We start from the raw sequence: 13,767 nt of genomic DNA, 5'->3' as shown, positions 1-13,767 counted from the left end.
CGAAGATGGACCCGAGAGAGCGAAGGAAGTCTGGGGCGCAGGCATGAAAGACAGTGCTTGTGTGATCGCTTCGGAGGAGATGGAATGAACGCGCTGTTCGATGGCTTTCTCGACGAGAAGGGCCAGATCCGCCTGCAACCAGGCTTCACGCTGGTCGACTACGTCGAGCAACACTCGCGTGTCAACGCGGACGAGCTCGCGTATCGGTACATCGACTACTCACGCGAGCGTGACGGTGAAGCCCTGGAGCTGACCTGGGAGCAGTTCGGTGTGCGTCTGCGCGCTGTTGCAGCCCGTCTGCAGCAGGTCACCAAGCGTGGCGACCGTGTCGCGATTCTTGCTCCGCAGGGACTCGACTACGTCATTTCGTTCTTCGCGGCCATTCAGGCCGGTTCCATCGCGGTGCCGCTCTTCGATCCGGACGAGCCCGGTCACACCGACCGTCTTCACGCTGTTCTCGGTGACTGCAAGCCGACTGCGATTCTGACTGCCGCATCGTCGGCGGCCGGTGTTCGACAGTTGTTCCGCTCGCTTCCCGCTGCCGAGCGTCCGCGCATCATCGCCGTCGACGCGATTCCCGATACCGTCGGTGAAACGTGGGTTCGTCCCGACATCGAACTCGACGACATCGCGTACCTGCAGTACACCTCGGGTTCGACCCGAGTTCCCGCCGGCGTGGAGATCACCCATCGTGCTGTCGGAACGAACGCGCTCCAGATGGTCGACTCCATCGAACTCAACGAGGACTCACGCGGCGTCACATGGCTGCCGCTGTTCCACGACATGGGCCTGCTGACGGTCATCCTGCCTGCTCTGGGCGGCAAGTACATCACCATCATGAGCCCGCGCGCTTTCGTGCAGCGGCCGTACCGGTGGATCAAGGAACTTGCTGCGGTTTCCGACGGCGCCGGCACCTTTGCTGCCGCTCCCAACTTCGCTTTCGAGCACGCTGCCGCGCGTGGCCTGCCGAAGGACGGCGAGACCCTGGACCTGAGCAACGTCATCGGTCTGATCAACGGCAGTGAGCCGGTCACGACGTCGTCGATGCGCAAGTTCAACGACGCTTTTGCTCAGTACGGTCTGCCCAAGACTGCGATCAAGCCGTCGTACGGCATGGCCGAGGCGACGCTCTTCGTCTCCTCGACCAAGCATTCCGACGAGGCCAAGGTCATCTACGTCGACCGCACGGAACTCAACAAGGGACGCATGGTCATCGTCGACCAGTACTCCGAGAACGCAATCGCGCAGGTCTCCTGTGGGTACGTCTCGCGCAGTCAGTGGGCGGCGATCGTCGATCCCGAGACGCTGACCGAGGTCCCCGACAATCACGTCGGCGAGATCTGGTTGCACGGCGAGAACATCGGTATCGGCTACTGGGGTCGCCCCGACGAGACGGCGGAGACCTTCCACAACAAGCTGGACAATCGGTTGAGCGAAGACAGCCACACCGAGGGCACGCCGGCGGATGCCAACTGGATGCGTACCGGCGACTTCGGCGTCTACGTCGACGGCGAGCTGTACATCACCGGTCGCGTCAAGGACCTCGTGATCGTCGACGGTCGCAATCATTACCCGCAGGACCTCGAGGCTTCGGCTCAGGAAGCCAGCCCGGCTCTGCGCCCCGGCTTCATCGCTGCGTTTGCCGTACCGGCCAACCAGCTGCCGTCCGTCGTGTTCTCCAACACGCACTCGGGTCTGAAGTTCGACGACGACGATTCCTCGGAGCAGTTGGTCATCGTGGCCGAGCGTGCTCCCGGCGCAGGCAAGGCCGATCCGCAGCCGATCGCGGACACCGTGCGTGCGGCGATTTCTTCCCGTCACGGTGTTACGGCCCGAGACATCCTGCTCGTCCCCGCGGGTTCGATTCCGCGTACGTCCAGCGGCAAGATCGCTCGCCGCGCGTGTAAGGCGAGCTATATCGAGGGAACGTTGCGAGGCGGCTATCAGCAGACCGCATTCCCCGATAGCGTTTGAGGAGCAGTCCCTTCATGATCGGTGGCTTGGTGAGTTGATGGTTGAACAAGATGGTGCGCAGAGCAAAGACGTTGTGAGCGAGATGAGTGTCGCGCAGCTGCGTGAGTGGCTTCGCAATTGGATCGCCAACGCGACCGGTCAGCCGGCGGGTTCGATCACGGACGATCGCCCGATGGAAGAGTTCGGGCTCGCCTCGCGGGACGCAGTTGCTCTGAGCGGAGACATCGAGGATCTGCTCGGCGTCACGCTGACCGCCACGGTTGCCTATCAACACCCCACCATCGCTTCGCTGGCTACTCGGATCATCGAAGGTGAGCCCGAGGCGCCGGAGGAGACCGTCGACGCCTCGTATTACGTCTCAGGCGGCACGACGGACGCTCACGACATCGCCATCGTCGGACTGTCCACACGATTCCCCGGTGCCGGGCACACGCCTTCGGACATGTGGGAAATGCTGGCGGCCGGACGCGACGGCATCAGCGACCTCCCCGAGGACCGCTGGGCCGAGTTCATGTCGGATCCCGCCATCAAGGCCGCGGTCGAGAACGCGAACACCAAGGGCGGGTACCTCGACGACGTCAAGGGTTTCGACGCCGAGTTCTTCGCGATGTCTCCGCTCGAGGTCGTCAACGTCGATCCGCAGCAGCGCCTCGCACTCGAACTCGCGTGGGAAGCACTCGAGCACGCTCGCATTCCGGCCAGTGGGCTCAAGGGCAAGCAGGTCGGTGTTTTCATCGGCAGTTCCGCCAACGACTACCAGCTGCTCGCGGTCAGTGATCCGACGACGGCGCATCCGTACGCGTTGACCGGAACGTCGACGGCCATCGTGGCGAACCGGGTCTCGTACTTCTTCGACTTCCGTGGACCGTCCATCGCTCTGGACACCGCGTGTTCGTCTTCGCTGGTTGCCGTTCACGAGGCTGTGCGCTCGCTGCGCAGCGGTGACTCCAACATCGCGCTGGCCGGTGGCGTCAACATGCTGCTGGCCCCTCCCGGAACCCTCGGTTTCGATCAGACCGGGATGCTCGCTCCCGACGGAAAACTGCGTGCCTTCTCCGCTCAGGCTCAGGGAATCGTTCGCAGTGAGGGCGGCGGACTCGTCGTGCTCAAGCGCCTCGAAGACGCCGAGCGTGACGGAGATTCCATCCTCGCGGTGATCGCCGGATCCGCGGTCAACCAGGACGGCCGTTCCAACGGTCTGCTCGCCCCCAATCCCGATGCCCAGGCCGACGTGTTGCGTTTCGCGTACCGCGACGCCGGAATCTTGCCGACCACCGTCGACTACATCGAGGCGCACGGAACGGGTACCGATCTCGGTGATCCCATCGAGGCCGACGCGCTCAGTCGTGTCGTCGGTCGTGGTCGTGACGAAGACAAGCCGGCACTGCTCGGTAGCGCGAAGACCAACTTCGGGCACCTGGAAGCAGCTGCAGGTGCCGCCGGCCTGATCAAGGTCGTTCTGGCGATGCAGGAAAACAAGATTCCCGCGACGATCAACTACCTGGGCCCGAACCCGCACATCGACTTCGAGAAGTCGCACCTGCAGGTGACGCCCGAGGCCACCGACTGGCCGCGCTACACCGGCAAGGCTGTCGCCGGTGTCTCCGGTTTCGGTTTCGGTGGAACCAACGCGCACGTCGTGGTCAAGGAATACGTGCCCGCCGACGCAGTAGTCGATGAACCGGTTGTGGATGCCCCGGTGGTCGACGAACCGGCAGCAGAGAACGAGAGCACCGTTGTGCTGGCCGTTTCCGGTGCGCTGCCGTCGCGTCGTCGCCGCGCAGCCGCTGACCTGGCCGACTGGCTCGAAACCGAAGAGGGAAGCAAGACGCCCCTCGCCGACGTCGCCCGCACACTCGCGCGTCGCAACCACGGACGCTCGCGCGCCGCTGTTCTGGCGAAGACGCGCTCCGAGGCCATCAGCTCGCTGCGCGCCGTCGCCGCGGGCAAGCCTGCTCAAGGAGTCTTCTCCGCCGACTCGCCGTCGCCCAAGGGCGCGGTGTGGGTGTTCTCGGGCTTCGGCTCGCAGCACCGCAAGATGGCCAAGCAGCTCTACACGGAGAACTCGGCCTTCAAGGCAGCCGTCGACGAGGTCGACGCGCTGATCCAGGACGAGGCCGGTTACTCGATGGTCGAGATGTTCCTCGACGATTCGATCGAGTACAACGTCGAGACAGCCCAGGTGGGAATCTTCACCATCCAGGTCGGTCTGGCCGCGTTGCTGCGTCACCACGGCGCCGAGGCCGAAGCCGTGGTTCCGCACTCGATGGGTGAGGCCGCTGCCGCGTACGTGTCCGGTGGTCTGAACCTGGAAGACGCTGTGCGCGTGATCTGTTCACGTTCACGGCTGATGGGTGAGGCCGAGGGCGCACTCGTCGGTGACGACATCCGTCTGATGGCTTTGCTCGAGTACAGCGCATCCGAGATCGAGGCGCTACTGCCCACGTACCCCAAGCTCGAGGTCTGTGTTTACGCAGCTCCGACGCACACGGTGATCGGTGGACCACAGCCGGACATCGAGGCGATCGTCGCGGCCGCCGAGGCCGACGGCAAGATGGCGCGTGTCCTGCAGACCAAGGGCGCCAGCCATACTTCGCAGGTAGATCCGCTGCTCGGTGAGCTTGCCGCCGAGTTGGCCGGTATCGAGCCGACCACGTTGAAGCTCGGCGTCTACTCGTCCGTCGACAAGGACACCTTCTACCGCCCCGGTCACGAGCCGATCCATCAAGAGGCGTACTGGGTCAAGGGTCTTCGCCACAGCGTGTACTTCACCAACGCGGTACGCGGTGCAGTTGCCCACGGCCACACCACTTTTGTCGAACTTGCACCCAATCCGGTGACGTTGATGTCGGTGGCGGCTACTGCTTTCGATTCGGGCCTGCACGACATGGAGCTCATCCAGACGCTCAAGCGTAAGGAAGACGAGTCCGCGGGTGTTCTTGCCGCTCTCGCACAGCTGTACGTGCACGGCCATGCCGTGAACCTCGAGTCTCTGCTTCCCGCAGGCGATTTCGCTTCGGTTCCGCGTACCGCATTCCTGCGTAAGCCGTATTGGCTCGACATTCGCGTCAGTGCCGGCGGTTCGGCTCGCGTACCCGGTTCGCACGTCGCTCTGCCCGACGGCCGCCACGTGTGGGAGGTCGATGCATCCGTCGTCACCGATCTGGCTGTGCTCGTGAGCGCTGCTGCCGGACAGGTGCTCTCGGATGTCGCTCTCACCGCTGCCGTTCCCCATGGTGAGCTGGCCGGCGCTGCGACCCTGACGACGACACTCAACCCGCATCCGGGTGGAGCGTCGGTGCAGGTGCACGCTCGTGAGGGTGCTACGTTCCGTCTGCTCTTCGACGCCGTCGTCACGTCGGGTGAGCCGCTGCCCGAGCTGGTCGTCAGCGCGCCGGTCAAGACCAGTGCGCCGATGGAATCCCTGGCCGAGGTCGTCGAAGACGCCGGAGACAAGTGGGATCCGAACGGTTCGCAGAGCCTCGACGACCGCCTCAAGATCGTGGTTGCCGAGTCGATGGGGTACTCGCCGGAGGATCTGCCGGCCGAGGTTCCGCTCATCGAACTGGGTCTCGACTCGCTCATGGCGATGCGTATCAAGAACCGCGTCGAGTACGAGTTCGACATTCCGCAGCTCCAGCTCCAGGCAGTCAAGGACGCGAGCCTCAACGAGGTCAACAAGTACCTGCGCTACGCGATCGACAATCGCGAAGAGGTTCAGGCGATGGCCGACAAGCAGGCCGCGGAGAAGTTGGCGGCCGACGCTGCTGACGAGGACGCTGCTCCCGCCGAGGTGGCAGTGGAACTGCCGGCGACTGCTCCCGTTGCGGCGGCTGCCGCGCCCGCTGATCCTTCGCGTGCCGGAACTGCCGACGACGCAGGCTCGGACGTTCCGCCGCGAGATGCGGCCGAGCGCTTGACGTTTGCGACGTGGGCGGTTGTCACCGGGAAGTCGGCCAAGGGCATCTTCAACGATCTGCCGATCGTCGGTGACGAGCTCGCCGAGAAGCTTGCTGCTCGGCTTTCCGAGCGTGCCGGCGGCGAGATCACTCTCGATGACGTTCTCGACTCCACCACCATCGAAGAGCTTGCGGACGTCGTTCGCCAGTACCTCGAGGACGACGGCAAGATCGACGGACTCGTGCGTACTCTGCGTGCCCGCCCCGAAGGTTCCACTGCCGTACCGGTATTCGTCTTCCATGCTGCCGGTGGTTCGACGGTGACGTACGAGCCTCTGCTCAAGCGCCTGCCCGCCGGCACGCCGATGTACGGATTCGAGCGGGTCGAGGGCTCGATCGAAACCCGCGCTGCTGCTTACGTTCCGCTGCTGCGTGAGATCCAGGGCGACGGGCCGTACGTGCTGTGTGGCTGGTCGTTCGGTGGCGTGATGTCGTATGCGGTCGCGAAGTTGCTGCGCGAGCAGGGCGCCGACGTGCGTGTGGTCGGGCTGCTCGACACCGTCATGGCCGGCGAGGTCGTGCCGGACACCGAGGCGGAACGACGCAAGCGTTGGGAGCGCTACGGCAAGTTCGCCAAGCGCACCTACAACCTGGATGTGCCGCTGCCGCTTGACGTTCTGGCTTCCACCGAAGCCGACGAGGATCAGATCCAGATCTTGATGGACATGATCAAGATGAGCGGCGCCAAGATTCCCGGCGGCATCATCGAGCATCAGCGGACGTCGTGGTTGGACAATCGCGCCATCCAGACGGCCGAGTTCAGCAGTTACGACGGCGACGTCGTGCTCTACATGGCTGACAAGTACCACGACGAGCTGATGACGCTCGAGCCTGCATTCAAGACCCGCAAGGCGGATGGTGGCTGGGGTGACTACGTGAAGAACCTCGAGGTCGTCTACATCGGCGGGGACCACCTGCAGATCGTCGACGAGCCGTACATCGCGAAGGTTGCGGCAGACCTCACCACCAAGCTGGCCCAGATCGAGACAGCTCAGACCAAAGCAGCGGAAACCGGAGTTCAGAAGTGACGACAACCACCGCGGAGAAGCTCGCTGAACTCCGCGAAAAGTTGGAGAAGGCAAAGGAACCCGGCTCGGCTCGGGCCATTGCCAAGCGCGATGCAGCAGGGCACAGCACGCCGCGCCAGCGCATCGACATGTTGCTCGACCCCGGTAGCTTCATCGAGATCGGTGCCCTGGTGAAGATGGCGGGCGAGGGCAACCCGTACAGCGACGGCGTCATGACCGGTCACGGAACCGTCGACGGGCGTCCGGTAGCCGTGTTCGCGCACGATCAGACGGTGTTCGGCGGTGCCGCCGGAGAGATGTTCGGCCGTAAGGTCGCAGCTGTCAACGATTTTGCGCTGAAGGTGGGCTGCCCGGTCGTCGGTATCAATGATTCCGGTGGAGCTCGCATCCAGGACGCCGTTTCCTCGTTGGCCTGGTACGCCAACATGGGTTCACGTCAGGAGCCGTTGTCCGGCCTGTGCCCGCAGATCTCGGTCATCCTCGGTAAATGCGCCGGCGGTGCCGTGTACGCCCCGATCAACACGGACGTCGTGGTCGCGACCGAAGAGTCGTACATGTTCGTCACCGGACCCGACGTCATCAAGTCGGTCACCGGCGAAGAGGTCAGCCTCGAGGACTTGGGTGGAGCCCGCAAGCAGGCGGAGTACGGAAACATCCATCACGTCGCTCCCGACGAGAAGGCTGCCTTCGACTGGGTGCGTGAGTACCTGAGCTTCATGCCGTCGTCGTGCCAGGAGAAGGCGCCGCTGATCAACCCGGGCCTCGAACCCGAGATCACCGAGTCGGATCTCGAACTCAATGCGTTCATGCCGGATGCCGACAACGCCGGCTACGACATGCACGACATCATTCTGCGGATCTTCGACGACGGCACTTTCCACGAAATCGGAGCCCAGGTCGCGCACAACGTGATCACCGGATTCTCCCGCGTCGACGGCCTGCCCGTCGGTGTCGTGGCCAACCAGCCCACGTACCTCAGTGGCGCCCTCGACGCGGACAGCTCCGACAAGGCCGCTCACTTCGTGCGTCTGTGCGACGCTTTCAACATCCCGCTCGTCTTCGTCGTCGACACACCGGGCTTCCTTCCCGGCGTCGATCAGGAAAAGGTCGGCGTCATCAAGCGCGGCGGGCGTTTCCTGTTCTCGTACATCGAAGCCACTGTGCCGAAGGTGACTGTGGTGGTTCGTAAGGCGTACGGCGGCGGTTATGCCGTCATGGGCTGCAAGCAGCTCGGTGCCGACATCAACCTCGCGTGGCCGACCGCTCGTATCGCCGTGATGGGCGCCGAGGGTGCCGTCAACATCATGGGGCGGCGTCAGCTCGCCGAGGCCGGCGAGAATGCACCCGCGGTGCGTGCTCAGCTGATCAACTTCTACAACGAGTTCGTCGCGACGCCGTACATCGCGGCCGAGCGCGGATACATCGATGCGGTGATCGAGCCTTCGCAGACGCGTCTCGAGATCCGTAAGGCTCTGAAGTTGCTCAAGGACAAGACGATCTTCAAGAACCCGCGCAAGCACAACTTGATGCCGCTCTAGTTCTTTTTGTCACCGAGGGCGTCGAACTGGCGGCGTAGCGCTTCTATCGCCGCCAGGACGGCCGGCCTTTCGCTGTCTGTCCGCCAGGCGAGGTAAATGTCTCGGCCGAGCGGCGGAACCGTGTCGAGCATTCGAACACCTTCCGGCGGTACAACTCTCGCCAGACGTGGAATCAATGCGACGGCGAGGCCCTGAGCGACGAATTCGACCTGGGTGGGAAACTCGGCGACCTCGTACTCGATTCGTGGGTCGAACCCCTGCGCGCGCAGGGTCCGGACGGTGAAGGTGTGAAAGTCCGTTCCCCGGGTCCACGTCGCCCAGGCATGCTCGGACAGCTCGCTGAGCGCGACGACCTTGTTCCCCGCCAGCGGATGTGACGCCGGGAGAGCGAGCAGCGCCACGTCGTCGTACACGGGCGTGAAGGAGAGTCCGTCGGGAAGTTCGACGGGCAGAGTGCTCCAACTGTCGACCACCACGACGTCGAGGTCGCGGCGAATCAGTGCTGGGAGCAGTTCTTCGGATTCGCCTTCGTTGAAGGTGATTTCGAGCTGCGGGTGCGCATGCCTGATTTCGGCGATGGCTCGCGGCAGCACCGTCCTGCTGGGGGAGACCAGGGCGCCGATACGTACGCGGCCCGTCACCTCGCTCTGCAGCGACGCGATTTCCGCCTCGGCCTGGGCGAGCGTCGAGAGAACCTCTGCGGTTCGGCGCGCGAGGATTCGGCCCGCTTCTGTGAGTCGCACACCGCGGCCCTGCGGTTCGAGGAGCGGAACACCGACCTCTCGCTCGAGCTTGTTCAACTGCTGCGAAATCCCGGAGGGTGTGACATGCAAGGTGCGGGCGGCAGCCGCCACTGATCCGTTCTCGGCGACGGCGTGCAGGGCGCGAAGTCTTTCGAGATTCAACACAGTAGCAATGCTACCGAATATACGGTCTGAAAATTTGCTTGTGCTGAATAGTTAGCGGCAGGAACATTGTCGAGTGACCACACTGACCTCCGCGACCGCGCAGACACCGACACCCACCCGAACTCCTCGGGGGCGCATCGACCCTCGATTGCTCGTCGTCGGAGGCGCAGCTGCGATCTCGATCAGTTCGCTCCTCATCAAGTTGGCTGATGTCGGGCCCTCGACCGCCGTTTTCTTCCGTTGCTTTCTGGCCTTGCCGCCGCTGTTGTGGTTGGCGTGGCGGGAGTACCGCCGGGTGGGCAAGCCGAGCCGGCGGGCAGTCGTTCTGCAGGTGCTCGGCGGTCTGTTGCTCGGACTGGATTTCGCGTTGTGGTCGCAGTCGATTCTGATGATCGGCGCGGGGATGGCGAGCGTCGTCGTGAACGTGCAGGTGGTCGTGGTGCCCGCACTGTCCTGGTTGGTGTTCGGCCATCGGGTGCCGATGCGGTTCGTCTTCGCCCTGCCGTTCATGTTCACGGGAATCGCCTTGGCGGGCGGCGTGTTCGGGGGTGGGGGAACCGGCGACGACTTGCTGTGGGGAACGGCGCTCTCGCTCGTCTCCGGAATCGCCTACGGCGGCTACATCTTCGTGGTCGGCCGGACGGGCGAGGCGGATCGGGCAGCGAGCCAGGTGTTGATCTCGACGACGTCCGCGGGCATCGCCGGGTCCGTCATCGGATCACTGTGGGGCCGGATCGATTTCGTTCCGGGCTGGGAAGCCTTCGGCTGGCTCGCGGCACTGGCACTGGTCGGCCAGGTGTTCGGCTGGATGCTGATGGGGCACTCGCTCCCTCGGCTTCCCGCCGAGGTGGGCGCGACGCTCCTGCTCATGCAACCGGTACTTGCCGTATTGCTGGCGGTCGTGCTGCTCGGCGAACGACCAGGCGTTGGGCAACTACTCGGGTGCGTCGTCGTTGTCGGAGCGGTCTCGGCCGTCTCCGTACGTCGCACCCGAGCAGTCACCCGAGTAGGTAGCGCAGGCTAGTGCACTCGCATCTCGCCGGGCATCCACATGCCCGAGCGGGTTGCGGTGCCCGTCTCCACCTCTGCCGGAACAGCATTCGGGAAGTACCGGTCGTACCGCTCGAGTGATCCCCAGTCCCGCGCCCAGTCGTCCTTCAGGTACGTAGGAACCGTCGTCGCACCGGCAAGAACCTCGGTGAATCCGAGCGGGCCACCGTTGTCCGCGGACTGCCAGGTGTCGGTGGAACTGACCGCAAGAGGACGGTCCGGGAGGATGCGGAAGTTCGGCATCTCGGCCACGCCGTTCTGATGTGTGAACGGACGTTGGCACGGGAACTGAAGGCCGACAGCCCAGTCCAGAAGCACCGGCTGCTCGTTGCCGATGTACGAGTTCAGGGACTCGAGCTTGGGCACGCGCGGCGGCGTGAATGCCATCCACTGATCGCCCGTGAGATTGGGATCGAACGCGACCACCCGAACGGCGTCGGCGTCCGGCGCGAGTTCGTCGATCGGGATACGGACGTTGCGCCACGACGGCGCGGGTCCGATGTCTCGCGGCATGTACGAACCCTGAACCTGCACGGTTCCGTCGGGCTGAGTCCTGCCGTACTCGACCAGCAGTGACTGGCCGTACGTGATCGCACCGGTGTTGTCGACGGACCACACACGCCCGGCGACGGACATGACCACCAGCGGTGATTCTTCACTGCGAGTGGGCAATCCGTACCAACTCGAGATGAGGGAAGCAGGTTCCTGCACGCCGGGCTGGTAGCTGCCCATGACCGGTGTCTTCGACGGATCGAGGCCGAAGGGGAGCTTGGCCGTGCTGCCGTTGACGCCGACGTTGCCGGTGCCGCCGCTGGTTCCGGCGCCGGAACCGGTGGCGAAGGTGGGACCGACGCTCTGGCTGTCGGTATTACCCATGCCCTGCTTGACTTCGATGTAATCCGCAGTCAGATCGCTGGGAACCCCATTGGGGGAGAAGCCCTTCGAATCAACTCCGGACAACGGATCCTCGGCGTTGAATCCGGGAGCGGTCAGAGGCCGCAGATTCCCGGAATTGACGTCGGTCTCGACCAGAACGTCCTCGGCCATGCCGCAGGTCTTGCCCGCGAGTGCCTCGATGTTGCTTCGGCCCAGCGAGTACGCCGGGTACTGCGACACTGCACCCTTGAGTAGCGAGAGCACCTCGAACAGGACCATCAGACCGGCAATCACGGTGAGGGGAGCGGCCGCGAACTTGCGAATTCGTCTGCCCTTGGCCGTGTTCGGCTTCTCGGGCGGGGCTGCGAATCCCTCACGCAGGTACTGCCAGGCGGCAAAGGCCAAGGCGAGAGCAAAGAGCGCGAGGAACAGGGTGTTGGATTCACGGCCGTCGTAGGAGATGGTCTTGTCGAACCACGGCACGCCGTAACTCGAGACGTACCAGTAGCCGTTGATGCCGGCGAACGTCAACGCGAGCATCAGGAGCAGTCCGGCCACGAACACCGATCGGTTACGACGCGAGCGCAGGGCGGACGCGGACACGGCCACGGCGGTCAGCGCGGCGAGAGAACCGGCGATGCCCGCGTACGCACCGAAGTGGTGAGTCCACTTGGTGGGGTTGAACATCATCAGGAACATCGTGCCGAAGACGACGCCGACCAGGCGCCACGACGGACCGGTAGCCGCGCCGGGGACGCGGCCGCGGCGCAACAACACGAAGAGCGTCGTGAAGAGGCACAGGATCATCGTCAAGAACGCGAAGCGTCGGGCAACCGAGCCGTCGACCGTCTGGACGAAGAGGTAGTAGTAGCGCAGGAAGTCCTGGTACCACTCGAGATTGGGGCCGATGATCGTTCGGACGCGCGTGGCTTCCATGACGCCGGCAAAGGTCTGGTCGGCGAAGATGACCACCAGCACAATGGTTCCGGCAGCGGCGATCGGAGCGAGAAGCGGCAGGGTGCCGACCAGTCGGTGACGCTTGACGACGATACGCACCAACGGGCGTACACCGGCGAGAAGGGCTGCGATACACATCAATCCGGTGGGTGCGGCGGCAAGAGTGAAGGCGCCGATCAAGATTGCCGTGGCCGCGGGCAGCAGACGTCCGGTGGCGATGGCGCGCTCGATGGAGCACCAGGTGAGCAGTGCGCCGAGAGCCACGATGGGTTCGGGGCGAAGACCGTTGTTGTACGCCAGCCAGAAGGACAGGAACACCAGCCCGCCGGTCCAGAGGGCGACGTTGCTCCGGCGAACCGCCCGGCCGAGACGCGGGACGACCTCGCGGCTGATGACCATCCAGCACAGGATTCCGGCGAGCAGAGCGGGCAGACGCATGAACGGGCTCGCGGTCGAGATCTTCGCCATCACGGCCAGCACTTCGTAATACCAACCGAACGGGGCCTCGGGAACGCCGAACCAACGGAAGTAGTTGGCCATGTATCCCGCGTCCGGTGAGACTCGAGCCATGGTCAGGAGGTAACCGTCGTCGGCGGTGTTCGCGCCGATGAAGTGCCACACGACGAGCGTGCCGACCACCACTCCGTCGATACCGGAGAACTTCCACCAGCGTGCGGGCAGGAAGCGTCGGTGCTTGCGGCCGTCGGTGCCGTCGAGGCGAGCCAGGGCGACCAGCGCCACGATGGTCGAGAGGACGGCCACGATCATCGCGACCAGCTTCAAGACGCTCGGGCTCGACGAGAAACGTGAGTCGATCGTCATCGAGAAGCCGAGGCCCTCGGGGGCAGCGCCGTCGGGCAGGTCGCTGAAGACGCCGACCACCTGCGGGCGGAAGTCACCGTCGAGTTGGCCACGAATCGGGTTGCCGTCGGGATAGGTCAGTCCGACGAACTCTGCCGTGGTTCGGTTGACGTCAGAGCTGAACGCGATGGCGCCACAGCGACTGGACTCGACGTCCTCGCGTGCCGCCGAAGCGACGACGACGTTGCGATCGAGCACGTCGACGCTGGTAGCGGACACGCGGACGAACATCGACGAGAGCGCGGCGCCGTCGCCCTGAGCAGGTGCCGTCGACAGCAAGATGCCGCCGCCCTCGGGCAGCGAGCTGACCGCGGTGCAGGGGATCGACGCGTTGACGTCGATGGGAACCTGCGCCATCAGCGGTGCCTCGACGTCGCCGATCACGCCGTTCTGCGGCCAGTTGACCGAAGCCGTCGTCTGCACGACGGGAAGCAGCGGAGTTGCCAGTGCGAGCACGAAGCCGAGCAAGCCGGCGATGATCGCGACCCATCGCGTGCGATGGAAACGCTCGCGGGCATCCTGACCAGCAGGAGGCGGCGAACTCGAAGTCTGAGGTGAAGCTGTCACGGCGTCGGGCACGGCTACCGATGGTATGTCAGGGCTGAGCGTGGACCTA

At 64.4% G+C, this 13,767-nt stretch carries 6 protein-coding genes; 4 read left to right on the top strand and 2 right to left on the bottom strand.

The genetic code is table 11. The features are described 5' to 3' along the window. Positions 1-84: 84 nt before the first annotated feature. The 3 genes from fadD32 to G4D79_RS04120 are packed head-to-tail and all read left to right on the top strand — an operon-like array spanning position 85 to position 8,499. Positions 85-1,974: a long-chain-fatty-acid--AMP ligase FadD32 gene (fadD32, locus tag G4D79_RS04130; RefSeq protein WP_003943899.1), complete on the top strand. Its 1,890-nt coding sequence runs from the start codon at positions 85-87 to the stop codon at positions 1,972-1,974. A gap of 37 nt (positions 1,975-2,011) precedes the next feature. Next, positions 2,012-6,961 carry a polyketide synthase Pks13 gene (gene pks13, locus G4D79_RS04125; protein ID WP_099696818.1) on the top strand — a complete coding sequence of 1,650 codons (4,950 nt, stop codon included), beginning with the start codon at positions 2,012-2,014 and terminating at the stop codon, positions 6,959-6,961. Further along, complete coding sequence (locus G4D79_RS04120) at positions 6,958-8,499, top strand: acyl-CoA carboxylase subunit beta (RefSeq protein ID WP_099696817.1); 1,542 nt, start codon at positions 6,958-6,960, stop codon at positions 8,497-8,499. The genes pks13 and G4D79_RS04120 overlap by 4 nt, the downstream gene beginning before the upstream one ends. Here G4D79_RS04120 and G4D79_RS04115 read toward each other — a convergent pair. Continuing rightward, the gene (locus tag G4D79_RS04115; RefSeq protein WP_099696816.1) at positions 8,496-9,407 is read right to left on the bottom strand and encodes a LysR family transcriptional regulator; all 912 of its coding nucleotides are present in this window, start codon (positions 9,405-9,407) and stop codon (positions 8,496-8,498) included. The two genes, G4D79_RS04120 and G4D79_RS04115, sit on opposite strands and share 4 nt — an antisense overlap. Positions 9,408-9,480: 73 nt before the next feature. Here G4D79_RS04115 and G4D79_RS04110 point away from each other — a divergent pair, with 73 nt between their 5' ends. Then, on the top strand, positions 9,481-10,431 hold the full coding sequence (locus G4D79_RS04110; RefSeq protein ID WP_042447620.1) for a DMT family transporter: 951 nt from the start codon (positions 9,481-9,483) through the stop codon (positions 10,429-10,431). Here G4D79_RS04110 and G4D79_RS04105 read toward each other — a convergent pair. Then, positions 10,428-13,730 (bottom strand): arabinosyltransferase domain-containing protein, encoded by a 3,303-nt coding sequence (locus G4D79_RS04105; protein ID WP_058038047.1) that lies wholly within the window; start codon positions 13,728-13,730, stop codon positions 10,428-10,430. The two genes, G4D79_RS04110 and G4D79_RS04105, sit on opposite strands and share 4 nt — an antisense overlap. Positions 13,731-13,767 lie beyond the last annotated feature (37 nt).

The sequence above is a fragment of the Rhodococcus sp. WY5 genome (genome assembly GCF_018588185.1).
GTDB lineage: Bacteria > Actinomycetota > Actinomycetes > Mycobacteriales > Mycobacteriaceae > Rhodococcus_F > Rhodococcus_F qingshengii.
Note: the sequence above shows the minus strand (reverse complement) of the source record. Positions and strands in the feature narration are given on the sequence as shown.